The sequence below is a fragment of the Paenibacillus caseinilyticus genome, from assembly GCF_027533645.1.
Classification (GTDB): Bacteria; Bacillota; Bacilli; order Paenibacillales; family NBRC-103111; genus Paenibacillus_G; species Paenibacillus_G caseinilyticus.
This window is the reverse complement of record NZ_JAQAGY010000002.1, coordinates 537,507-559,254: the sequence shown is the minus strand read 5'-3', so window position 1 is coordinate 559,254 and position 21,748 is coordinate 537,507. Positions and strand designations below refer to the sequence as shown.

Annotated in this window: 25 protein-coding genes; 4 read left to right on the top strand and 21 right to left on the bottom strand. The window is 54.0% G+C overall.

The window, feature by feature from the left end:
• The 13 genes from O9H32_RS05265 to O9H32_RS05205 all read right to left on the bottom strand — a co-directional run bounded on the left by O9H32_RS05265 (window position 1) and on the right by O9H32_RS05205 (window position 12,526).
• Window positions 1–480 (bottom strand): phage virion morphogenesis protein, encoded by a 480-nt coding sequence (locus O9H32_RS05265; RefSeq protein ID WP_269864819.1) that lies wholly within the window; start codon window positions 478–480, stop codon window positions 1–3.
• Entirely contained in the window at window positions 477–1,031 is a 555-nt protein-coding gene (locus O9H32_RS05260) for a phage head-tail connector protein (RefSeq protein ID WP_269864818.1), read from the bottom strand. The genes O9H32_RS05265 and O9H32_RS05260 overlap by 4 nt, the downstream gene beginning before the upstream one ends.
• On the bottom strand, window positions 1,031–1,417 hold the full coding sequence (locus O9H32_RS05255; RefSeq protein ID WP_269864817.1) for a hypothetical protein: 387 nt from the start codon (window positions 1,415–1,417) through the stop codon (window positions 1,031–1,033). Before O9H32_RS05255 ends, O9H32_RS05260 begins: the two co-directional genes overlap by 1 nt.
• A gap of 56 nt (window positions 1,418–1,473) precedes the next feature.
• Complete coding sequence (locus O9H32_RS05250) at window positions 1,474–2,820, bottom strand: phage major capsid protein (RefSeq protein WP_269864816.1); 1,347 nt, start codon at window positions 2,818–2,820, stop codon at window positions 1,474–1,476.
• Between the two features lie 5 nt (window positions 2,821–2,825).
• Window positions 2,826–3,578, bottom strand: a complete 753-nt coding sequence (locus tag O9H32_RS05245; protein ID WP_269864815.1) for a head maturation protease, ClpP-related — start codon at window positions 3,576–3,578, stop codon at window positions 2,826–2,828.
• A complete protein-coding gene (locus O9H32_RS05240; protein WP_269864814.1) occupies window positions 3,562–4,851 on the bottom strand; it encodes a phage portal protein in 1,290 nt (429 codons plus the stop codon). The genes O9H32_RS05245 and O9H32_RS05240 overlap by 17 nt, the downstream gene beginning before the upstream one ends.
• The gene (locus O9H32_RS05235; protein ID WP_269864813.1) at window positions 4,848–6,542 is read right to left on the bottom strand and encodes a terminase large subunit; all 1,695 of its coding nucleotides are present in this window, start codon (window positions 6,540–6,542) and stop codon (window positions 4,848–4,850) included. Before O9H32_RS05235 ends, O9H32_RS05240 begins: the two co-directional genes overlap by 4 nt.
• The gene (locus O9H32_RS05230) at window positions 6,508–6,999 is read right to left on the bottom strand and encodes a phage terminase small subunit P27 family (protein ID WP_269864812.1); all 492 of its coding nucleotides are present in this window, start codon (window positions 6,997–6,999) and stop codon (window positions 6,508–6,510) included. Before O9H32_RS05230 ends, O9H32_RS05235 begins: the two co-directional genes overlap by 35 nt.
• A 93-nt stretch (window positions 7,000–7,092) precedes the next feature.
• Window positions 7,093–7,257, bottom strand: a complete 165-nt coding sequence (locus O9H32_RS05225) for a hypothetical protein (protein WP_269864811.1) — start codon at window positions 7,255–7,257, stop codon at window positions 7,093–7,095.
• Between the two features lie 379 nt (window positions 7,258–7,636).
• Window positions 7,637–7,795: an HNH endonuclease signature motif containing protein gene (locus O9H32_RS32760; protein ID WP_319946921.1), complete on the bottom strand. Its 159-nt coding sequence runs from the start codon at window positions 7,793–7,795 to the stop codon at window positions 7,637–7,639.
• 507 nt (window positions 7,796–8,302) lie between these two features.
• Window positions 8,303–9,694 carry a DEAD/DEAH box helicase gene (locus tag O9H32_RS05215; protein WP_269864809.1) on the bottom strand — a complete coding sequence of 464 codons (1,392 nt, stop codon included), beginning with the start codon at window positions 9,692–9,694 and terminating at the stop codon, window positions 8,303–8,305.
• Window positions 9,684–10,004, bottom strand: coding sequence for a VRR-NUC domain-containing protein (locus O9H32_RS32860; protein WP_406627254.1), 321 nt, complete (start codon window positions 10,002–10,004; stop codon window positions 9,684–9,686). The genes O9H32_RS05215 and O9H32_RS32860 overlap by 11 nt, the downstream gene beginning before the upstream one ends.
• Window positions 10,005–10,180: 176 nt before the next feature.
• Entirely contained in the window at window positions 10,181–12,526 is a 2,346-nt protein-coding gene (locus tag O9H32_RS05205) for a virulence-associated E family protein (RefSeq protein ID WP_269864808.1), read from the bottom strand.
• Window positions 12,527–12,654: 128 nt separating this feature from the next.
• Here O9H32_RS05205 and O9H32_RS05200 point away from each other — a divergent pair, with 128 nt between their 5' ends.
• A complete protein-coding gene (locus O9H32_RS05200; RefSeq protein WP_269864807.1) occupies window positions 12,655–13,524 on the top strand; it encodes a hypothetical protein in 870 nt (289 codons plus the stop codon).
• Between the two features lie 68 nt (window positions 13,525–13,592).
• On the opposite strand, the gene O9H32_RS05195 is transcribed toward O9H32_RS05200, so the two are convergent.
• From O9H32_RS05195 to O9H32_RS05160, 8 genes are all read right to left on the bottom strand, one after another.
• Window positions 13,593–14,120, bottom strand: a complete 528-nt coding sequence (locus O9H32_RS05195; RefSeq protein WP_269864806.1) for a hypothetical protein — start codon at window positions 14,118–14,120, stop codon at window positions 13,593–13,595.
• Between the two features lie 138 nt (window positions 14,121–14,258).
• Window positions 14,259–16,205 carry a DNA polymerase gene (locus O9H32_RS05190; protein WP_269864805.1) on the bottom strand — a complete coding sequence of 649 codons (1,947 nt, stop codon included), beginning with the start codon at window positions 16,203–16,205 and terminating at the stop codon, window positions 14,259–14,261.
• Window positions 16,206–16,271: 66 nt separating this feature from the next.
• Window positions 16,272–16,838, bottom strand: coding sequence for a DUF2815 family protein (locus O9H32_RS05185; protein ID WP_269864804.1), 567 nt, complete (start codon window positions 16,836–16,838; stop codon window positions 16,272–16,274).
• A gap of 22 nt (window positions 16,839–16,860) precedes the next feature.
• Complete coding sequence (locus O9H32_RS05180; RefSeq protein WP_269864803.1) at window positions 16,861–18,048, bottom strand: DUF2800 domain-containing protein; 1,188 nt, start codon at window positions 18,046–18,048, stop codon at window positions 16,861–16,863.
• Window positions 18,045–18,446 (bottom strand): hypothetical protein, encoded by a 402-nt coding sequence (locus tag O9H32_RS05175; RefSeq protein ID WP_269864802.1) that lies wholly within the window; start codon window positions 18,444–18,446, stop codon window positions 18,045–18,047. The genes O9H32_RS05180 and O9H32_RS05175 overlap by 4 nt, the downstream gene beginning before the upstream one ends.
• A gap of 261 nt (window positions 18,447–18,707) precedes the next feature.
• On the bottom strand, window positions 18,708–18,911 hold the full coding sequence (locus O9H32_RS05170) for a hypothetical protein (protein WP_269864801.1): 204 nt from the start codon (window positions 18,909–18,911) through the stop codon (window positions 18,708–18,710).
• A 34-nt stretch (window positions 18,912–18,945) separates the two neighbouring features.
• A complete protein-coding gene (locus O9H32_RS05165) occupies window positions 18,946–19,164 on the bottom strand; it encodes a helix-turn-helix domain-containing protein (protein WP_269864800.1) in 219 nt (72 codons plus the stop codon).
• A 30-nt stretch (window positions 19,165–19,194) separates the two neighbouring features.
• The gene (locus O9H32_RS05160; protein ID WP_269864799.1) at window positions 19,195–19,392 is read right to left on the bottom strand and encodes a helix-turn-helix domain-containing protein; all 198 of its coding nucleotides are present in this window, start codon (window positions 19,390–19,392) and stop codon (window positions 19,195–19,197) included.
• Between the two features lie 205 nt (window positions 19,393–19,597).
• Here O9H32_RS05160 and O9H32_RS05155 point away from each other — a divergent pair, with 205 nt between their 5' ends.
• Genes O9H32_RS05155 through O9H32_RS05145 form a run of 3 tightly spaced genes read left to right on the top strand, consistent with a single transcriptional unit; the run spans window position 19,598 to window position 21,742 of the window.
• Entirely contained in the window at window positions 19,598–20,092 is a 495-nt protein-coding gene (locus tag O9H32_RS05155; RefSeq protein ID WP_269864798.1) for a helix-turn-helix domain-containing protein, read from the top strand.
• A 24-nt stretch (window positions 20,093–20,116) separates the two neighbouring features.
• Window positions 20,117–20,569: an ImmA/IrrE family metallo-endopeptidase gene (locus O9H32_RS05150; protein WP_269864797.1), complete on the top strand. Its 453-nt coding sequence runs from the start codon at window positions 20,117–20,119 to the stop codon at window positions 20,567–20,569.
• A 51-nt stretch (window positions 20,570–20,620) separates the two neighbouring features.
• Entirely contained in the window at window positions 20,621–21,742 is a 1,122-nt protein-coding gene (locus tag O9H32_RS05145; RefSeq protein WP_269864796.1) for a site-specific integrase, read from the top strand.
• The last annotated feature ends 6 nt before the right edge of the window (window positions 21,743–21,748 follow it).

The following is a 21,748-nucleotide window of genomic DNA, read 5'->3' as shown; positions in this document are numbered from 1 at the left end:
TCACCGGCGCTTCCTCCCCGTAATCAGATAGGTGATCGAATCCCTCAGCTCCTGCTCCTGTACAAGGATCTTGCGTGAGCCCTTCCGTCTCGCATAGATCGGGGAAAGGGGAGGCGTCCGGATTCGATCAAAATTCTTCAGTACACTCTGCTGCGCCAAGTCGCCGATTTGTTTGAGGAACGACTCGGCATCCAGACTGCCTTCTGCCAAGTCCTGCAGCTTGGTTCTGACCAGCTTGGAGACGGCAGCCGATGCCTTTTTACGCCCCGATCCGATGAAGCTGCGAGCCGGGATACCTGCCTTGATTGACCCGTATTCATGGATGCCGGCGATCATGGCCAGCTCAGCATCCCCGGCCGCGCCCACATGGACCTCTTTGGCAGCCAGCTCCTCAAGCTTTCTCAGCATGTCAGGCAGCTTGGACTCCTCTGTCACGGTTACATTGGCTCTCCTCCTCGAGGTACGTCTTGTTTTTGTCATGCGAACCTCTTATAGGGATCGATCAGCGCCCTCACCGTGTAGGGAAGCCCTCTCTCGTCAGCGGAATAGGATACCGATATGTCCCCCACCCGCTCCGAGCTTGCACCTGGATCCCGCATAAGTGTTTGGGTGAGTAGCATGCACGCTATCTCCAGAACCCGCGGTAAAGTCTGCGGCCGCTCCGCTGTGGCGTCTCCTGGCAATACATATCCTGCCGTGTAGCTCACTGTGATCGCCCTCTCGCCACATGGCCACCCTGCACGCCGGAACAGGATACCCTTCTCTGCATCGAGCTCGAAGTCTTCCCGCATCCCATCCTCAAAGCTTACGGCACTCACGGAGTGAACCGGGTAGTTAGGGAGGAGCAAGGATTTTCCCCTCACTCCATCTACCACTACATCTTTGTGCTCTTGATATCCAAAGGACCGCCGGCAGTAATTCTCTATGGCGGTAGAGGATGCCACCAGTAACGCTTCGAGCAGTTGATCCTGGGACGAATCCTCCTCTGAGATTTCAAGCATAGGCTTTATTTTAGCGAGGGTAGCAAGCACTAAGCCTCACCGCCCGCCTTCTCGTCGAGCTCTGCCAGCGCCTTGGCTGCCGCCTCTTTGCCGCGGACCCGCTCTCCGTTAGGCAGATCGTACCAACCGCCACCGACGTGCTGCAGACGCGGATCCAGCTCGTCGTCCTTGTCGGCATCTGCGTCGTCGTCCCCGTCTGCGTCGGCGTTGGCTGCAGCTTCTTTCGGCTCCTGTGGCTCCTGCGGCGGCTGCGCTGGAGGTTCCGGAGGCACCACGATCTCCCGACCGATCACAAGGGCCGCTCTCAGTTCCTGCTCTCTGAACTCGTCAGCGTAGATTTCGTCGCCCTGCTTGTACTCTTGGCCGGTTTCCTTGTCGGTGAAGTCAGCGATTACCCGAAATTTTTTTACGCTCATTATGATCAGCTCCCAAAAATAAGATCAGAGGTCCTTAGAGGACCCCTGTCGAGTTTTTAAGCGGATGGATTGCCAAGAACGACATAAGGAGAAGCTTTAGTCACGCCGTCTTCGAGGGTAAGTGGAGTCTTGACCCAAGGCTTACCGTCAACGTTCCAGAAGCACTTGATAACGGTTTTGTTGTTTACAAAATGCACATGCTCGGATGCTGCGATGTACGGGCCCGAGCCATCTTTGATCAGGTAGTAATCGAAGTCCACCAAAGCCACGTCGCCTACCGTACCCTTAGGGCCCGTCTTACCTGTGAACCGGATCGGCCGGCCCAGCAGCGTGGCGCCAATACCGCGAGTCGCGTCTCCACCGTTGAAGATGTAATTGCCTGCAGGGTCTTCAAGCAGCATCAGTTCAGGCATTGCGCTTTGGGCGACAACCCAGACTGCTTTGTCCAAGGAGGAAGGCAACATTTTGGACAGCATCGTGACAAGGTCGTTATAAGTAATCACGTTCGCCAGCTGACGGTTAACCAGGAGCCTGCCCTCAGCTGGGATGACCCCGAACGGCTTTCCGACCCCGTCTCCCTTCAGGAAGGCCGTATCCTCTGCTGCGGCCATTGCCTGAGAGAGCAGGCTCCGAAGGAAGCCATTAGCTGCAGTCCAGTTCCGAAGCAGTTTATCAGTGACCACGACATGCGCCGCAACCTCATGAGGCTCGAGAGTGATTTCATCGAGCTTCGCCTCAGTTTTTGGCTTGGCCTCGCCTTCACCGATCCACGTCACCGTAGCACCGCCGTAGGCGCCGGCTGCCCCTTGCACGAATGTCGGCATCGTGATCTTTGCGTCAGGCGGGGACCCGGCAGGAATAACGTTGGCACGCGGTCGGACCACCGCAGCTTCATAGGCCAGTCTCAGCAGCTCTTCCCGGAATTGCTCTGGTACCATAAAGCCGCCATCCGGATTGCTACCCATAGAGAAGTCATTCCGGAAAGACTCCAAACGACCTGTGCTGTCCCCAAATCGTACGGCATTCATGAACTCACCAAGGGATTCAAAGCCGGCGGTATCCTTAACAGGCGCCTGAGTAGGGCTACCAGACAGTGCTGCAGGCCGGAAAGGTTGCTCCGCCGGCTGGCCGAGATCTCGCATGCGTGCCGCTACCGTCGCTTCACGGCTTGTCTGCTTGTTTTTCGCCTCGACCTGGGCATCCAGCGCCTGGATCTCCGTCTCAAGAGAGTCAAACTCACTTGCCTCGTCCTGGGTCAGGTCACGCTCTCCCTCCGCCCGGGCCTTGGCCAGGATTGTGCTCTGCCGCTGGATTTTTTCATTACGGGTTTGGAGTAATTGCTGCAAATTGGCCGAAAATAACTGCAAATTCAGGGGCAAAGGCGTTCTTTTTTGGTTTTTCATGAGTTCTAAACCCTCCTATGTCGGTTGTTTTGAGCGACTCTTTCATAAAAAGCAAGCGACCTTTTGGGCCGCGGAGCCTCGTTTTTCGGCTGATTTTCGGCCTCTGGAACCATGATTATTGGGGCATTTTTGAACTTTTTGAGGTCCATTTCCTGCCCATTGAGGGTCAATACGCCCCCATCTAACGCGGCCGCCACGCTTTTTTCAGCCTCAATGGCATCTGCAAAGCCATAATTCAAGGCTTCCTCGGCAGTCAGCCAGGTCTCGGCTTCCAGAAGGGCAATCAGCTTATCCCGGTCCATGCCAGTCTTATCTTGGTAGGCCGCAACCAGGCTTTCCTGGATTTGATCCAGGTCATCCGCCTTTTTTCGAAAATCATCCGAGTTGCCGTAGGCATATGTCCATGGTTTATGTACCATGAGCATGGCATTTCGCGGCATAAGGACCGTATCACCGGCCATTGCAATCACAGAGGCGATAGAAGCAGCCAAACCGTCAATATGGACGGTCACCTTGGCCTTATGGCGCTTCAACATGCTGTGAATTGCCTGCCCTGCGAAGACGTCTCCACCGTCGCTGTTGATGTACACGTCGAGATCTGCGATATCACCGAGCGCATCGAGCTCGGCCTTGAAAGTTTTCGGTGTGATCTCGTCGCCCCACCACGATTGACTCTCGATAATGCCGTAAAGAAATAGCTCCGCCCTGCCAGCGGATGACGCTTTGAACGACCAAAATTTCTTATTCTTGCTCCTCATCGTTTGGATCACCTCCTTCTGGCTCAGGATTAGGCTGCGGCTGCGGCCCTGCGGCGGCCATGGATGCCGGGATCATGTTCCCATTTACGAGATACACCTTCCCGCTTCCGTCCTCCGTCGGGTTCCGATCCTCGAGCGCGCGCCACTCATCCACATTGATAGCCCCGTTCTGCCGCTGGATCGCAAGCCCCTCTTGCCGGCTCTTATAGTCGCCCCGGAGCAGGCCGTCAACGTTGAATTTCACGTAATAACCGGCCCTTCTCTCTTCGGGCGTGAACAGCTTCCAATTTGCGGCCTGTTCAAACCGGGTCAGGTATGGCATAAGAGTATGCATCACAAACTCGATGCCCTGGTGTTCGATATTGTTATTAGTCGAGCGCTCCAGGTTGGCGATCATGTGCGGCGGTACCCGGAAGAGCCCGCAGATCTCATCCCTGTTGAGCTTCCGCGTCTCGATAAACTGGGCGTCAACAAAGGGCATCGGAATCCGGTTGTACTTCATGCCCTCCTCGAGCAGGAGAGGCTTCCAACTGTTCCCCATCCCCACGCCGTTCTCATCGATCCATTCCCGCAACCGAGCATAGGCTTTATCGCTCAGCCCGCGCGCTTCCGGATGCTCCAGGACCCCGCCGATGTTCATCCCCGATTTGTAGAACTGGGAGACAAACTGGGAGGATGCCATCCCGAGCCCCACGGCTTCCGCCGCCATCCGGATGGGAGAATATCCCTGAATCCCGTTCGATCCGAAACCGGAAACATGAAATACTCGGTCTGCCGGGAAGATTTCATGCTTGCCGCGGTCGTTCACCTGGTACTGCAGGGCCCCCGTCAGCTCATTACGGATTGGCTCGCAATTGAACCACTCCACAGGATAAAGCTCGATGACCTGGCCGGCTCGATTCCGCGTAATGATCGAATATCCGTTCCCGGACAAAGCAACATGCCCGATCTTCGCCTCCCGCCAGCTCTGCGAGGTCATTTCATCATTCGGCCGGTGGTAAAGCAGCTCATGCACCGGGTGGTCTCGTGCCTTGTCCTTTCCGCCGCCCTTGCGCTCCTTGTATACCGCCAGCGGCAGCATGCCGACCGCTTCTGCAAGCACCCGGACGCAGCTGTAAACGGTGATAAATCGCATGGCCGAATCCTCGCTGACATGGACTCCGCCAGGTGACTGCCCTCCACGGATGCGCTCAATCACCTGGCGGTCGAAGTCATCCATGGAGTACTGCGACTTGATGCCCAGCTTGGATAACAGGCCCGTCAGTAACTTCACAATTGCCGCACCCCCCTCTTCTCGTATGTCGATCTGTTGTCTTCATTCCGCATTACCAAGTCCAGCGACATGACCAACGCGACAATTCCGTCGATCTTACCTTGGCTGCTGGCCTTATCCGGCTTCACGTTGCCGGCCGGGTCCTTTTTCACCGCCATGCTGTCCGCCATCCAGCGGAGCACTGCGTTTCCCCCATGCCGGATCTTATTCCGCCGGAGGCGCCGCTCAAACTCCATCATCGGGGCCGCCATGGACATGAATCCTTGCCCCATTGGCACCACTGTCAGCCCCTCTTCCGCGAGCTCGAGCGCCATCTGGTAACCCTGGAACAATCGGTCAACGTTTAAGGCTTCCAGTCCAAAGATCTCGGCGTCTTTCAGAACCTGCGCCTTAACGAACGCGTAGTCGATCGCGTCTCCCGGGGTTGTCTGCAGCAACCCTTTGTTCTTCCAGGCCCGATACTGATCGGCGTACCGGTTCCGGCGATCCGTTAGGCGTGCCTCAGGCACCCAGAACCGAGCTAAAATATCGACCGTTTCCGGATCGTCTTCCCTCGGGAACGACATGACCCAGGCCGTGATATCCGAAACACTTGAAAGGTCCAATCCTCCGTAACAGGTCCGCCCCAGCAGCTCCTTTTCTTTCCGACCGTCATCCGCATTCCGATCCCACAGCTCGAGATCAATCCACCGATCGGCCTGCTGGGTCCAGATATTAAGTCGCTTGGTCAGGAAGTTGTTGAGCGAGCTGGGCATTTCCTTCGCACGGCGAGCCAGCCTCTTCAAGTCGTTCTCTTTCACGGAAATTCCGTAATTGGGGTTCGCCTTCTTCCAGGTCTCAACAGAAAAAGGGTCATCCCCCGGATCCGGCGCCGCTATGAAAGCAAAAAGCATGTCATCCTGAACCGTTTTGTTCAGGACCTTCTCCCCATACTCCCTCTGCTCGAAGCAAAAAGAGCTCTGGTCAAAGCCGGCCGTCGTGATTGCGAGCATCAGGGGCTGCCGCCGTGCGCCCGTCGCCGTATCCAATACGTCCCACAGGGCCCGCTTTTTATGAGCATGCAGCTCGTCCACAAGCGCGGCATGTACGTTCAGGCCGTCCAATGTGTCCGCATCGGCAGCAACCGGCTCGTACTTGGAGGCCGAATTTTCGATGAAGAGGTTATCCTTGAAGGACTTGATCCGCTTCTTGAGAGCAGGGGAGGCCTTGACCATCCGCACGGACTCCTGGTGAATGATTCGGGCCTGCTTCATGTTCGTGGCCGCCGTATACACTTCCGCCCCTGGCTCTCCATCAGCGATCAGCAGATACAGGCCTATGCCGGAGATCAGGGCCGACTTCCCGTTCTTCCGCGCCACCTCGATATAAGCGGTGCGGAACCTCCGCATGCCGTCGCTCTTTTGCTTCCAGCCAAAGATGCTGCCGACGATGAAGTGCTGCCAGGGCTCGAGCTCGAAACTATGCCCGCCCCACTCCCCCTTGGAATGCTTGAGGAATCGAAAAAAGTCTATAGCGTGATCGGCCGCCTCCGGATCGAAATAATACTCGCTGTCCGCGTCTTCCAGATCCGCCAGATGGCGCTCGCATGCTTTACGGAGCAGCTGCCCCGTCACGATCTCCCCGCCTATCACCTGCAGGGCATATGCCGTGGTGCGGTTACTTGCTGCGGCGGAGGTAATCTTCGAACTCATCTTCCTCACCGCCCGACGGCAGCCGCATCCGGCCGCGCGCACTTGGCGTCAAACCGAACTCAGTACAGAAGGCCTTGACCTGCTTGAGCGCCTTCTCCGCGATAGCGATCTCCGGGATTGGTACCTCGTTCTCGGCGCCAAGCGTGTTGGTGTACGTCATGGTCAGCTTCTTGTACTTCTTCTGCCAGGCGATCACCGCTCGCTGCGCCGAGTGGTACAGTGACCAGGACTGGCAGTAAGCAGCGAAGGTTGCCCCATCCACGACCGTCAGGAGGCCGAGCTTCTCGAGCTCCGGGGCAACCCGTTTCCATTCCTTCTTTGCTTCCGAGTCGAGCCAGCTCGGGCACTTCGGCGCGATGGGCTTCGGCTTCGGCTCATTTTCGTTGAGCGGACGCTTACCGGGGTTACCGGTCAGCACTTTCAGGTGTGTCGGTTTGGGCGGTCTGCCTCTCGGCATGAGAACCAGCCTCCTTTCCAAAGGGCCTATGAATTTCGCGGAAATAACAAAAATGCTGGCGCGCGGTCTATAGTTTTTAGCTTCTGGAGGATTTTAGCCCCCCTCCCCCTCTGCCCCAAGGCCAACTTGCCGCATCAAATTATCAGCCTGCTGTAGCAAATCAACCAGCCGTTCGGCCTTGACTATCGCCGCATCCAGTTCACGGGTGTCTACTTCGATTTTGATTCCATTGATTGTCCTTACCTTGTTCTCATCCATTGCTGTGCCCTCCCTGGTGGGTCGATTCGATCTTCTTCCTAGTTGTCAGCATGCAACTGTACTTCCCATCAAGGTACAGGGCATACACCCTCTCACCTTCATACTCGCAGATGAACTCCCATCGAATCCGATCATCCATCCTCACTCACCCCTATACAAAGATTCATTGCAGCACTATAATAAAAACTACCTCATCAGATGCCCGTTCCTGGATAGGAACTGGAAGCGGCTTAGCCCATGGCAATCTGCCCTTCTGAAGGAGGTGCGGGATGAGAATTCACTTCGAATTCGAAATCTCGCCGGTGTGCTTTGTCACTCTGCTACGTGTAGCAGAACTGGCCATCCACATCGCGGGGCTCCACCAATAGGTGGGGCTTTTTTAATTTCCAAACCCACCGTCTTCCCGTGCTGTCTTCTTGTCATGGCAGGACTTACACAATGCCTGCCAGTTGCTCTTTCTCCAGAACAGCTGCATGTCTCCCTTGTGTGGCTTGATGTGGTCAACCACCGTGGCCACAGTCAGCCGCCCCTGCTCCATGCAGCTCTGGCACAATGGGTGCTCCTGCAGGTAGCGGGTCCGGGCCTTCCTCCACTTGGCGTCATATCCGCGGGAGGCAGCCGATCCACGGCCCCTGTCCTGCTGCTTCTGGTGTTGGGGGCAGCGACCGTTTCGGGTGAGGGTCCGGCAGCCCGGCTCCCTGCAGAAAGTGGGTAATAAATTTGGCATGCCATTCCTCCTCTCTTTTACCAGCAAGGCTTTTCAGGAAGAACGAAGCGGACGTTAGAACGCCGGCGTACTCGAGTTGGCCGAACGTCCCCTTGCAAGTACCCGTTCATCCCTCCTGAAAAGCCTTGCTACTTGTTTTGAGTCGCTTGTCAGGGCAAGGCATCTGAACCTCCGGGATCTACCCGGATACCGCACCTACTTTTCCCCGGCTACTTTGCCCGTTTGGACGTTTCGCACGACCTATTTTGTTATCAAGGAGTATCAAAAAAGGCATTAACCTGGATACAAAACTCTCAGGTTAATGCCTAGTCTAGTATTTTAATCCGACGAAGATTTGGGGGGATTTCTATAATTTTCGATACGCGCCTTTACGGCCCCCATCAGTGCGTCCTGCCCGGCGGCTTTTGTCTCCAGCGCCGTCATAACCTCTTCGTCCATGGTCCCCTCAGTAACCAGGTGATGGATGATCACGCTGTGCTGCTGCCCTTGCCGGTACAGTCTGGCGTTGGCTTGCTCGTATAGCTCCAGGCTCCAGGTTGGCCCAAACCAGACGATGGTACTGCCTCCCTCCTGCAGGTTGAGCCCATGGCCGGCGCTCGCAGGGTGGCACAGCAGAAGCGGGATCTTACCGGCATTCCAATCCGCTATATCCTGATTGCCTGCTTCCCCCTTTCCAAGGGTCCGCAGCTGGGGGAGTCTTTCGGCGATCCTGGAGAGGTCATGCTTATACGCATAGAACACGAGAACTGGTTTTCCGTTCGATGCCTCGATGATATCCTCTAGGGCGTCCAATTTGGCATCGTGGATCTCCCTGACGCCTCCGTTTTCGTCGTACACCGCTCCGTTGGCCAGCTGCAGCAGCTTATTGCTCAAAACGGCTGCTGTACTGGCCACTACGTCTCCGCCGAGGTACGGCAGCAGCAGGTCCCTCTCCAGCTGCTCGTATTTGGCCCTGGCCGTCTCGCTTAACCGGATCGGCACCGTCCGATCAATCCGCTCCGGCATATCCAGCCAGTCCGCCGCCCGCATGCTCACCGCGATGTCCCCGATGGCCTCGTAGATCCTCGATTCCGCCTCTTTTTTCTGACTCCAATCGTAAACGACGTGGCCGCTGCGGGCGCCTGCGATAAAATATCGATCTCGATAGCCTGTGATCGTCTTGCCCAGCCGCTCCCCTTGATCGATCAGGTACATCTGCGCCCACAAGTCCATCAAGCCATTCGGAGCCGGGGTGCCGGTCAATCCGACGATCCGCTTGATCAGCGGGCGCACCCGGCGCAGCGCCCGGAACCTCTTCGACATGGCGGACTTGAAGCTTGAGAGCTCGTCTATGACCACCGTGTCAAATGGCCACTTGCTGCCGGTCATGCTTACCAGCCATTCCACGTTTTCACGGTTGATCACGTAAAGATCGGCATCGGCCTTCAGGGCCCGCTCCCGCTGCCGGCGATCGCCAAGGATCTTGCTGATCCGCAGGTGCTGCAGGTGGTCCCATTTTTGACTTTCACGGGCCCAGGTGTCGTCCGCCACTCGAAGCGGGGCGATGATTAGGATCTTGCCGGCCTCAAATCGATCGAACAGCAGGTCATTCAGGGCCGTCAGGGTGATGACCGTTTTTCCGAGTCCCATATCGAGAAAGAGGGCCAGTTTGTCCGTCTCCAAGATCCGCTCCGTGGCATATGCCTGGTAACCATGCGGTTTATATTGCATCGATGCCCGCCTCCGTATCGATCACCAGGACTTCAAACCCCAGCCCCCTCAGCTCCTCGTGCCGTTTACGTTGCAGTGGCCTCGGCTGCCCCCCGGGAGCCTTAAGCTCCACGAATATGGCTCGGCCTCCTGGGAAGAGGCAAATCCGATCCGGCACCCCCGCCGTACCCGGTGAGGACCATTTCCAGCACTTGCCGCCTTTCTGCCGGACAGCCCGGACAAGTTTACTCTCTAATGCCGATTCTCGCATGTCGACCACCTCAAATCTCTCAGTTTTCTCTTTTGGCCAGATAGACAGCAGATACAGCATTTCGCGCGTACTCGCAGAAATACGCGTTTAAGTTGTTTACGTAGGCCCTATATATACTTAAATATACTTTTTCTATTTTTATTAAAAGTATCTGTCCTATCTGTCCAATGGCGTTAAAACCCTTGATACGTAAGGCTTTTTCGCGGACAGACAGATACGGACAGATACGCTATCTGTCAGGACAGATAATCTTCATCTGTCTCTATTCTTTCAAATGCTGTCTGCTTGCCGTAGTCGTTAAACGTGACGCGTCGGTCCAGCTCTCGCCACCCTGGCATGCGCCGCATGATGGCACAAATGTTCCTTGCCTCCCATGGCTCCATGTCCCCTTTGCGGCGGCCAAGGCACTCCACCCAGAGCTCCGCCGCACATACCCGCTTCCGCAGCTGACCGTGGTCCTTTGAAAATTCATTATCGATTGGGGTCTCCAGATAACGATGGATAAGCCCTTCGCGCGGATCCTCTTCCATATGTGAGCTCTGTACGTTCTCCGCCTCCCTAGCGGCTTCGCGGTCCAGCTCCAAGGATTCCCCGGCCCTGTATAGGCTCAGCGCCTCCGCCCAGATTTGCCCCACCAGCTCGTCCGTCAGATGGTCCCAATGGTTCAGTTTGCGCCGCTCCGGATGCACGCTCACAGGCCAAAAGCGGCGGTTACCCGTTACATCACGCAGGAAATCATGGGTGTTGGTCGTCCCGAAGAAGACGCACTTGCGCGGGAACTCACTGACCTGGCGATCGTAAGCCACCCGGTACCGGTCCTCCGTCTTCGACAGGAAGGCTTTGACCTCGTCCACCTCAGACTTCCGCATGGCTGACAGCTCGCCGATCTCGAAGATCCAGGCACCCTGCAGGTGTTCACCGGCTTCCTTATTATCGAATGTCCGCAGGGAGTCACTGAACCACTTGCGGCCCATCTTGGCCAACAGGGAGCTCTTGCCGGCCCCCTGCGCGCCGACCAGCACCAGCATTTCATCAAACTTGGCTCCGGGCTCATAAATCCGCTTAATGGCTGCCACAAACATCTTCCGGGTCACGCTGCGGACATAATGGGTATCGTCCGCGCCCAGGTAGGTGACGAACAGCCTGTCCAATCGCTCGACGCCGTCCCACCGCTGCTCCTGCAGGTACTCTTTGATGGGGTGGAAGGCGTTGGCGTGTACGACCTCAGCAAAGGCATTCTGGATCGTCTGCGCCGACTTGAATTTATATGTCTTGGCAAAGTAGTGCTGCATTCGCTTGTCGTCTGCGCCCAGCCATGGCTCATAGGCCTGGTTCGGCCGCTCCCGCCCTCTCCACGGCAGCGGTCCGCGGATGACCTCCGAATTACCGAATGAGTCGTAAGCCAGCACGCCCTTAAATGGCCCGCAGCGCAGGATCAGCTCCGCGTTCTTGGCCGTTGGCAGGGGCTCCCCCGTCTTGTGATGTATGTCCAGCTCAGTCAGCCAGGCGTCCGGATCGATCTCTTCGTCCATAAAGTCATCATCGAAGTCCTTCCGCAGCTCCGACAGCTTGGCCCTTTTCACTGCAGGGTCGTTTGCTGCAAGCTCGAGCATGGCCAGATGGCTTGGCCGCTTGGTGCTTGGCGTGTGGTCCTTCACGTCCTCATCGAGCTCTCCGAATTTGTGGATCCGGATCAGGTCGAAGATATTATGGCAGTGCCCGTCGTTGGCCGGGTCGCTTTGGTGCTCGCTGTACGCCCATTGGTCGTCATAGATCCGCATCCCGCCGACCGAGGAGCCGCCGGTGTATGTCCAGCGGTCCTCATGCGTGGTGGGCTCGTATACATCGACGAGGAACTTCTCAATCCCCTCCGCCATCCCGTACACCTGGCAGAAGGCGCCGATCACGCCCGGCTTCTCTGTCGGATCCCCGAGCTTCCCGCGCATCGTCTCGAGGTGCTTCAGGTCGTCAGCATGCCGTGGCCACTGCAGCGGGTCCCGCCAATCAGAATACTGCTCCAAGACGCCGTCAACGCTTATAGGCTCGCCGTCCACTTCCACCAGCTCCGGATCCGCGTCACGGGAGCAGCTGGGCAGGTACATCAGCCGGTGCACATCGAAGGTCGTGCGGTCGAAGTACGGCAGGCCGATCTGGGCCGCGATCCACCGGCTGACGGCCGCATGCTCATCCGGAGCCATGGCCCGGTCCACTGGAGCGACCACCCGATACTTCGGCCGTGCCGGTCGGCTGCCGTGCGTGGAGTAGATCACATAGGCATTTCCCCCGAGAACCAGGTCAGCGCTGAAGAGGAAATCCTCATCAGCGCTGTCCGCGTCCAGGGTGATCAGCCAGCGGCTCTCCACATTCTCCTTCTTGCGCCGTCCACCTTTGACCAGGCCGCCGACGAATGCTTTCCCGTCCTTGATCTTGCCCTTTTCAGCGGTCGACATGCGATCGTATTCGGCCATCGTCTCACCGGTTCGGCGGGGCTTGCGTAGCCGCTCGACAAACTCTTCCCAAGTGAGGTATTCCGGCTTCCAGTTGGTATCCGATTTATTTTTTCCGAAGCTTATGTCAAGCATGGCGTTCAGCCCTTCCATAATACCTAGTACAAAAAAATGTGATATAACATTTTTTGTATATTTTTCTATCTTAAGGATAATTCTTAATTACGTAAGTAACACAATTAAAAACAGCGAGGAGTTTAAAAATGAACAATTTGCAAGTGACATTAACAGAGAGTACAATTGAGAAATTTCTAAGATCTCGGTTAGAGGGAATAACTTTCGAAAACCAAGAAAAAGAGCTTCGTAATGAAAATGGGGTAAAAATTGTAGCAAACGTTCATGTAAGAAAAGTTGAGTTCAATGATTTTGTTTTAACAGCACCAGACGTTTTTTCGATCAATAAAATCTTGGTAGAGTTTGAAAAACTTAATGTTGTCGTCAGTGTGGACATTAAGCACTACAAGAATGAGAATGTGATTGTTACACCCGATATCCCCGAAGTCAGAGTTGGACCAGTTGTAATTACTCCAAGAAGGGAAGTCCCTGACATTGTTTTGTGGAGAATCGATATCTTCGGTGAAAACCCTGATGTTCAATTAACTATGGGTTTAGAAAATATTCTTAAACCGGAATTTTCAACCAGCTTCAAATTTAACACTAATGACTTCAAAGTAACGTTATCCTTAGCTGATTTTCAGGTTCACAATTTTGTTATTCCTGATAGCATAGGTGATGAGCTAAAAAAACAAGTAATTGAAGAAATCACAAATAAAATCAAAGAGAAAATCGACAATAAATTTTTAGATGAGATAATGGATATCTTGGAAAAAGGGGTTAAATTATTCCCTGTTCCAGATTTCAGCGGTTTGATCAATCAGGCGTTAAAGAGTAAAGAATTTGAAGATTTCGTAAAAAATCAAGTTAACTCGAAATTAGGGGATTATGTTTTATATGTCCCAGCCAACTTTAAACTTGGTCCCAATGAATCTCCGATTGAACTAAGCATTGAAAGCCCCGTTGTGAGTATTAATGATCATCAAGTTACTATAAGCGTAAACGTTAACGAACTTTAGAAGGTGTCTGCTTTTGCCCTTGGATTAGGACAAAAGCAGACTCTTTACAATCTGATTTCCATGCTACATTAATACTTGCTTCGGGAACGAGAACCGTGACCAATCGCCGTACAACTCTCGCACCCTTTTCGCGCCCAATTTCCCAATTTCCCAATTTCCGACTTACTCATAACTGGCTGTGTAGCGGCACGCTCATAATCCCAGCCCAGCTGCTTCACCCTTACCCGAAAAGTGTGATAGGCTATGCCATTCATCTCGGCCAGGGCAATAAACTCCGACGGATACACCTGCATGCATTTTGAGGCTCTGAGCGCATGCTCTTTGACTTCCTGAGGGCTTTCCAGAGGCTTTGTGGCGGCATCTTCCTCGCTCCATCCCCGACGTATGCGAGACATAAACGATTGGTAGGAGATGCCGTTATCCTCCGCCACGTAACGCCACCTTTTCCGATCCGTCAGTTTCCTGACCGGCACCGTCATGGCCTTCTCTTTTTTCCACCCAAGCTCACGGACTCTGCGATCCAAAATGATTGGCGATATACCATTAAGCTCCGCCTCTTCGTATTCCTCAGGAGTGATGTAAAAATAATGACTCATCTCGTTTTCCTCCCTTGAACGATGGGATATAGAGAAGGTATACCTCCCCGATCAACTGGCCGGCCTCGTCATATATAAACTCCCAGGGGATCTCATGAAAGTATGGGTCGAGCTTCCGTTCGGGCTCCCTCATATCAATCAGTCCTTTTTATAAAAGTCCGTCTCGAACGCATCGGCTCGGAGCGGCAGCCCCGGCGCCCAGCTGATCGGGCGGCCCATAATATCAACGATTTCCGGCAAACTATCCCACCCGCGGGGCTCATCGATCACCACTTCGTCATGAACGTGGAGTCGGATCCGGAAGCCGGCAGCGTCGAGCCGCATCATGCTCACCGCCAGGCAGTCCCGTGAGATCGCCTGGACGATGTTCTCGACGAACTTGGGGCCGTAGGAGCTGATCCGTGCCCAGCGCTTTTTCTCATCGATACCCTCATACGTGATCTGCATCTTGTCGAATTTCCCAGGCTTGATTTGTGGATTCACGTAGGCCAGCCGGCGGCCGGACGGCAGCTCGATGAAGAGGTACCCTGACTCGTAGATGAAGCGGATCCCGTGGTGCAGGTTCACAGTGCGCTGCTCTTCAACAGCCTTCAGCGCCGCCTTGTCCACGTCCCACCAAAGCTTTGTGATATTCGGATTCGCATCCCGCCAAGCCTTAACCAGGTCGGGGAGCTCATCCGCATTAAGACCCATCTTGAGAGCCCCCATCGCTTCCAGGGCACCGACGCTCCCGCCGTAACCGAGCGCCAGCTCAGCCACCTTGCCCTTCTGTCGTTCGGAGCTCGTCTTGCCGATCGATTCGATCGGGATCTTAAACATCTGAGCCGCCGAGGCCTCATATATCTTGCCGTGTGTCTCGAACACGTCCAGCCGCCACTGCTCACCCGCGAGCCAGGCGATCACCCGGGCCTCAATGGCCGAGAAATCGGAAACGATGAAGCGGCAGCCGTCCGAAGGGATGAATGTTGTTCGGATCAGCTGAGAGAGAACAAACGGCGGTGCGCCGAAAAGCATTTCCAGCAGCTCATACTCGCCTTCGCGCAGGAGCTCCCGCGCCAGATCCAAGTCTTTCAGCTTGTTCTGAGGCAGGTTCTGCACCTGGATTATGCGGCCCGCCCAGCGCCAGGTGCGATTGGCTCCGCAGAACTGCAGCAGCCCCCTCGCCCACTGGTCGCTGCAGATCGCCCGGCCCATGGCCTCGTACTTCTTCACGCTCGTCTTGGCCATCTCTTGGCGAAGCTCCAAGGCCCGCCGGGTGTCATCGTCTGGCGCCTGGTCGAGCAGAATGGGGATGCTCTCTTTCGTCAGCCCGTCCTCCACCGTTAGCCCCCGCTCCTGCAGCCAACCGGTCAACTGGGCGACGCTGTTGGGATTGTCCAGCCCTGTGAGCTCCCGCGCCTCCACCACCAGCCGCTCGGTATACAGCGCATCGCAAGCTAACGCATGCCGTACAAGCTCCGGATCCAGCCGGACGCCATTGTCGTTTATCCGTTGGTCGAGCGCCCATAGCGCCCATTCACTCTCCGGCACCGGGTAGGCTGCCAGCTTCTTGCGCAGGTCCCGCTCCGTAACGACGTCCTGCCGGCAGTACTCCTTATAACGCTCCCACTTCTCTGGGTCATGGTGCGGGAGGTTACGTGTCCGGCCGCCGTTCGCCTTGGTCGGCTTGCAGGGGGTCGAGAAGAACTTGATAAGTGCCTTGCCGGCGGTGTCTTTCTGCTCGCCTAGCTTCAACACCTTGGCCACATCTCCGAGAGTCCCGGGGAGTCCCAGGGTCAGCGCGTGGACGGCGGTGCAGCGCCAGGCCGCCGGCGGCATTGGCTGTCCAAAGTGCCTGGCCAACGTCGTCCGTTCAAAGTTCGCATTGTATGCCGTCTTGATCACCTGGTCATCAGCAAGCGCTTTGAGCACGTCGGCCGGGATTTCCTCGAAGTCCGTAAGGTCGATCACCTGGACCGGATCGTCATCGAAAGCAAACCCGAACAGCAGGATCTCGAAGTCTGGAGCCTCAACGTACCGGTACACCCCGCTCTTCTTGAGATCGACAGAAGAATAGGTCTCAAGGTCGATCTGCAGGACTGTCATGGGTCAATTCCTCCGATTTTTGAGATAAAGAAAGAGGACCCCCTAAAGAATCCTCTTCCGTTGTGGTTAATTCAGAAAATCTTCCTCACTGATATCCACTACATCGTCACCAAAATCGTCGGCTGCAGAGCTGCGGCCGCCCAGGTAATCTCCATCATGCAGCTTCTGCAGATTGTTCAAACCTGCGGCCACCCCTCGGTTCCCTTTGGCATCGAAGGTATAGAAATTCAGGCTCACGCGACCATAGCAGCCCGAGTACACTTCGGTGCTGTCCAAGATCTCGTTACGGTCACGATCAACGATGCCAGGCTTCTGCTTGCTGGAGCAATTGAGGAAATAGTGGCCGGCATACTCCGGGTACATTTCGGTATCCTTCTCCGCATCCCCGTCGCGCAGGGGCTTTTTGAGATTCGGAGGGATCTTCCCACCCCATTTGCTCTTGCCCGCTTCAATTGCAGCATTAGTGGCTGCCTGGATCTTTTTCAGCGTATCCTTGTCGCTTTTAGGGATCAGTAGAGTGACGGAGTATTTCGGATCCTGGCCGTCTTCCATCGCCTGCGGTTTGAAAACATGTACATAAGAGAAACGGACTTTGCCGGTAATAACTTTCGTGTCCTTGTTAGTGGTCGTCATATTGATCCTGTCTCCTTTTATGTTAATCTGCGAAATCGGCTGCAGCTGAGGCCCCGGATGATAGCTCGACACGCTTGTCCTCTTCTGGAACGAGCGCCGGCTTACCAGCGGGCTTGATGATCAGATCCGACAGCAGCTCTTTGAATTTTTTCTTGCCTACGGCTTTCTCGAGATCCGAAATACCGAGCAGTTCCTTCGGCTTGTAGATCAATTCAGGTGCGTACCCCTCGAGCAGAAGCACATCTGCGGCCACCAGCTCGTCCGTTATTTTACGATTGCTCCGGCCTTCAACTACTTTCCAGCCAGCGTATTTCACACCGTGATCCCGCGCCTGCTTCAAAGCATAAGCGGCAATGTCTGATGCCCAGGCTTTCAAATCGTCCACGCTTTTGAGAATCTCGGCGATCTCCTCGTTGGTCAGAAGAGGCGGATCCGCAAACTCAAACCTGGCCAGCGCAAGATTTGCTCTAGCCCGCGCTCTGCAGCTTGCACGTGCCCGGCAGAATCGGCAGTGCTCACCGGGGACGTACTCTCCCTCTCCGGCCTCGGCCATCAACGCCTTAGGCTTAACGTCCTCCTCTGCCCACTGCAGAAGCTTCTCGACGCTAAGCTCGTCCGTCGAAATACTGTCCAGTCGGGGCTGTACGATCGTCATGCGAACCGTATCGAATTCGTACAGGAAGTGGAGCAGGTTGTAAGCTCCAAGCGCATAAAGCCTCATCTGAGGATTTCCCTCTGCCGATACTGGAACACCCTTGCCGAACTTGAGGTCGATTACCTCGGCAACTCCGTCGGATACTATTACCACGTCCCCCGTACCGAAGCCGTCGGGGACCCAGTTACTAAAGTCCAACTTTTGCTCGAGCAAGACGGCCGGGTCAGCGCACCGCGCCCTGGCTTCGTTGATCTTCTCGATGACGATATCGACGTAAACCTGCACAAAGTCGTCCATGCTCTGAGAGTAGTACTTCTCGGTGTCTTTGAAGTCCTGGAGCTTTTGCTGATAAGTTTCTTCATCAATCAACTTGAGGAACCGAGCAAGATGCAGCTCTGATAACTCATGAGCTGCAGTCCCCTCGTCCGCAAAGCTGGAGGAAGATTCCTCGAAGGAATCCTCCAGAGCCGCGCTCGGGGTGCAGGAGAGCCACCGCTTTGAGCCTGAGGCGGAAAGGCGCGCATGCGCCCTCGCCGCGTGTCCAGCTGTACTCATAACGCCACCAGTTCGTTGTAGAATGCCGATCTCTGGTCTTCCGGTACCGAGCTGACTGCTTTTGCGTCGAACTTGGCCAGGAGCGCCTTCACCTTCTCCTGCTTACCGCTCTTTGCAACCTCTGCCGCTTTGGCCCGCAACTCCTCGACCGTGACCTCTGTTTGCTCCTCGGATTGAGAGGGCGCTGATACGGCAGCCTTCTCCTGAGGTGTAGGGCTTGTCCGCTGCTTAGAGGATGCAGTCTCCTGCACCCCTGCCCCGATCTCTTGCTTGTGAGCCTCAAGCCCATTCTCGATCAGCTCAGCGACGCAGTTTCCGCTGGCCGACAACGTCCGCAGAGCGTCGGCCAGATTATTTAATGCACCGGCAAGCTCCGGCGCTTTAATGGTGATCTCCATAGGAATCCTCCTGTACGAATAGATAATGGCGTGCTATAATGGAGCCCTAAATAGTTTTACTTATTCGGCCCTGCGGCTCCTACCCCGCCAGGGCCTATTTCGTTCCATAGCCTCTCTGCCATTAACCGGTACTGCTGACGGTAAAGACTCCGTAGCTTCTCTGATTTAGCAGTTTCATACAAGCGCTGCAGATTACTGCATGTAAAAATCCGTTGTCTTTTGCTCACTCTCTCACCACCCTCCCTTAAAGACTGTGATATTCTAGCCAAGACTAACTGGAATCCTGTGGTGCTCGGCAAAGGCCAACATTATGAGAAATTCATCCTCAGTAGGAATCAGATCCAAGCGAGCTGCTGCCGCTCTTTTGCCTTTTTCGGTAAGCCACGCATTCCCCACACCATCGATAACAATGAGTCCTTTTTCAACCATTTCCTTAGCAAGACGTACAACGGTTTCCTGATCCATGTGCTGTTTCACCTCCCTTCGAGCAAAGACTAGATCAGGCCCCCTTGGCTTTTTTTCGAAGAGAAATCCACTGTAGGAAGTCCGTCTTGTCTACTCTTTTAGAGGCTCCGATCTCAAAGTTAGGTATGCCCCCAGCACTTGGATCAAGTTGGAACATCTCATACACCCTACGCCTTGAAATCTGAAGGTATGATGCTATATGCTGTGCTGTCAAAATATCAGGTAACTCTCCAATCGTCTTGTGAGAATCCATCTAGCAGCTCCTTTCCAAGGTTGAGAGCCCTTACTCCGCTTCCGAAATCGTGAGCTCTAAATCTAAAGCGCCACAGGCTTTAATTAGTGTTGTCTCATTCCATCTTTTCTTGCCTGCTAGTAGCTCATGGATGTATTGCGGAGCGTACCCTGTCATACGTGCAAGATCCGACGGATTGAGCTCCTTTTTTTTAAGCTGCTGTTTAATTGCTTCTGAGATGTTAGCCACATTGATTCACCTCCTTGATTAGACTTTAATCTATTTGATTAATATTTTCAAGCTATTTTTTAATCTATTTAATTAAAATCGTTTTATCACCATTCAAATAGATTAGAATATAAGCCTTTAATTGAGTTTTAATCCTATTTGATTGTTGTATTTTAAGCCTACAGCTGATATGATATGGTCATCAAATAGTTGAAAGGTTGAAGTTATGATGGAAAAAACACACCGGATACGCGAGATACGGAGGGAAAAGGATTTAAGCGGAACTGTCGTTGCAGAAAAACTGGGAATCTCTCCGCAGTATTACTACGACATAGAACGGGGCAAAAAGACTCTCAGCGCGGAAAACGCAACGAAGCTTGCGGAGATTTTCGGTGTGTCCACTGACTACCTTTTAGGCCTTACTAATACTTCAAACGGTAGAGCTCTAAGCTCTATTGTCCGCGGCACAAATGAAACACTTCATAGGGAAGAAGACGTCGAATATAAATTTAAGCCAAAAGAAGAGCGCGATATTGCAAAGGACCTTGAACGTATGCTCAGCGCATTAGAAAGTGAAGAAGCGTTGGCTTTTCATGGGGAACCAATCGATGAGGAAAGTAAGGAGCTTCTTCGGATCTCCCTGGAGAATTCGATGCGACTGGCCAAGCAAATAGCTAAACAAAAATTCACCCCAAAAAAACACAGGAAAGAAGAGCAGTAAATATTTTCAGGGGGATTGAAGTTGATGCGAACAGCTAAAGGCGCTGCCTTACACCTAATGAAGAAATACGGGACCAATGACCCCTATGAGATCGCCTCGCATAAAAACATCTCCGTAATTTTCGAACACCTCGGCAGTATCCTTGGGTTTTTCAGTACATACAAGCGTATCAATTTTATACACATAAACAGCAATTCTAATGAGGCGGAGCAAAGATTCACTTGTGCTCACGAGCTTGGGCATTTCATTCTACACCCCAAAGTGAATACACCCTTCCTCCGTAAAAACACCCTTCTATCGATCGATCGAATCGAGAGGGAGGCGAACGAATTCGCCGTTGAGCTACTTATACCGGACGAGCTTATTGCATCGGGCACAAGCATCTACACTGCTGCAGCTACCTGCGGAGTCCCACACGAGCTAGCACATTTGAAGCGTATTGCAAATCGAGTAGCGATTTGGGATAGCTTTTCTTAGTGCTGAGGATCTGTCAGATCGAATTTACAATTTTATGAAGGGGAGTTTCTTGTGAAGGGGTATTTTCGAAAGCGTGGAGAGAAATGGTCTTTTTCAGTTGATCTCGGACCAGATCCAGCTACAGGAAAACGGCGCCAAAAGACTGTATCGGGATTCAAAACCAAAAAAGAAGCTGAACGTGCATGCGCAGAGTTGATCGCCGCTATCGAAGGCGGTACTTATAGTAATAATCCCAAACAGAACCTGGAGACCTATCTCACTGAGTGGCTGCAGTCCAAGGCTATCACTTTGAAGAAGAACACCTTTGCCAGCTATACCAACATCGTGACCCACCACCTGATCCCAGCTTTCGGCAAGATCGAGCTGACCAAACTCACACCGGCACATATATCCAAATTCCATGCCGAGCTACTAAATGATAAAGGACTCAAAGAGGGAACAGTCCGGGACATTCACAAGGTGCTCACCACCGCGCTGAACCAGGCGGTAAAATGGGGAATGCTGCAGAAGAATGTTGCATCGCTTGTTGAAAAGCCGCGGCCAAGGGCCAAGGAATTGAGCGTTTGGAATGAGGAAGAAGCCAAGCGGTTTATTAAGACAGCCGTAAAGAGTCGAAGCTATATTGCTTTCCTGCTCGCCATCTCTACCGGCATGCGTCAAGGAGAGATCCTCGGTCTGCGTTGGAAAGACGTAGACCTGGTAGGCAAGACGATCTATGTCTCCCAGACCCTGAGTCATGACGGTAAGGAACTCACGGCCGGTGCAAAGACGAAGTCCGGCAGTCGCAAGATCAGCATTGACGATACTCTCGCTAACGAGTTGAAGAAACAGAAATCAAGGGTCTCTCGTGAGAAGATGCAGACAGAGCCAGGTAAATACACTGACTTGGATCTTGTCGTACCAACTTCAAAAGGGACTCCCGTCACGCCTCGTAACCTCTCACGCTCCTTCTATGCTCTGATGGAAGATGCAAAGGTTCCGACCATTACCTTCCACGATATGCGTCATACGCACGCCACCCTCCTGCTGTCCCAAGGAATTCATCCTAAAGTTGTTGCTGAGAGACTCGGACATGCAGACATGAGGACAACCTTGGAAATTTACTCGCATGTACTACCCGATATTCAAAAAGATGCTGCAACTAAATTCGGCGCAATGTTTTACGCTGACTGATGCTGA

What these genes read in the sequence shown, in the direction of transcription:
- O9H32_RS05205 (WP_269864808.1), bottom strand. Translation starts at nt 12,526, where the DNA reads ATGCTTGACATAAGCTTCGGAAAAAATAAATCGGATACCAACTGGAAG.
- O9H32_RS05190 (WP_269864805.1), bottom strand. Translation starts at nt 16,205, where the DNA reads ATGACAGTCCTGCAGATCGACCTTGAGACCTATTCTTCTGTCGATCTC.
- O9H32_RS05215 (WP_269864809.1), bottom strand. Translation starts at nt 9,694, where the DNA reads ATGCAATATAAACCGCATGGTTACCAGGCATATGCCACGGAGCGGATC.
- O9H32_RS05180 (WP_269864803.1), bottom strand. Translation starts at nt 18,048, where the DNA reads ATGAGTACAGCTGGACACGCGGCGAGGGCGCATGCGCGCCTTTCCGCC.
- O9H32_RS05255 (WP_269864817.1), bottom strand. Translation starts at nt 1,417, where the DNA reads ATGAGCGTAAAAAAATTTCGGGTAATCGCTGACTTCACCGACAAGGAA.
- O9H32_RS05150 (WP_269864797.1), top strand. Translation starts at nt 20,117, where the DNA reads ATGCGAACAGCTAAAGGCGCTGCCTTACACCTAATGAAGAAATACGGG.
- O9H32_RS05245 (WP_269864815.1), bottom strand. Translation starts at nt 3,578, where the DNA reads ATGAGGAGCAAGAATAAGAAATTTTGGTCGTTCAAAGCGTCATCCGCT.
- O9H32_RS05155 (WP_269864798.1), top strand. Translation starts at nt 19,598, where the DNA reads ATGATGGAAAAAACACACCGGATACGCGAGATACGGAGGGAAAAGGAT.
- O9H32_RS05200 (WP_269864807.1), top strand. Translation starts at nt 12,655, where the DNA reads ATGAACAATTTGCAAGTGACATTAACAGAGAGTACAATTGAGAAATTT.
- O9H32_RS05225 (WP_269864811.1), bottom strand. Translation starts at nt 7,257, where the DNA reads ATGGATGAGAACAAGGTAAGGACAATCAATGGAATCAAAATCGAAGTA.
- O9H32_RS05265 (WP_269864819.1), bottom strand. Translation starts at nt 480, where the DNA reads ATGACAAAAACAAGACGTACCTCGAGGAGGAGAGCCAATGTAACCGTG.
- O9H32_RS05250 (WP_269864816.1), bottom strand. Translation starts at nt 2,820, where the DNA reads ATGAAAAACCAAAAAAGAACGCCTTTGCCCCTGAATTTGCAGTTATTT.
- O9H32_RS05195 (WP_269864806.1), bottom strand. Translation starts at nt 14,120, where the DNA reads ATGAGTCATTATTTTTACATCACTCCTGAGGAATACGAAGAGGCGGAG.
- O9H32_RS05165 (WP_269864800.1), bottom strand. Translation starts at nt 19,164, where the DNA reads ATGGATTCTCACAAGACGATTGGAGAGTTACCTGATATTTTGACAGCA.
- O9H32_RS05230 (WP_269864812.1), bottom strand. Translation starts at nt 6,999, where the DNA reads ATGCCGAGAGGCAGACCGCCCAAACCGACACACCTGAAAGTGCTGACC.
- O9H32_RS32760 (WP_319946921.1), bottom strand. Translation starts at nt 7,795, where the DNA reads ATGGAGCAGGGGCGGCTGACTGTGGCCACGGTGGTTGACCACATCAAG.
- O9H32_RS32860 (WP_406627254.1), bottom strand. Translation starts at nt 10,004, where the DNA reads ATGCTGTATCTGCTGTCTATCTGGCCAAAAGAGAAAACTGAGAGATTT.
- O9H32_RS05170 (WP_269864801.1), bottom strand. Translation starts at nt 18,911, where the DNA reads ATGGATCAGGAAACCGTTGTACGTCTTGCTAAGGAAATGGTTGAAAAA.
- O9H32_RS05235 (WP_269864813.1), bottom strand. Translation starts at nt 6,542, where the DNA reads ATGAGTTCGAAGATTACCTCCGCCGCAGCAAGTAACCGCACCACGGCA.
- O9H32_RS05185 (WP_269864804.1), bottom strand. Translation starts at nt 16,838, where the DNA reads ATGACGACCACTAACAAGGACACGAAAGTTATTACCGGCAAAGTCCGT.
- O9H32_RS05175 (WP_269864802.1), bottom strand. Translation starts at nt 18,446, where the DNA reads ATGGAGATCACCATTAAAGCGCCGGAGCTTGCCGGTGCATTAAATAAT.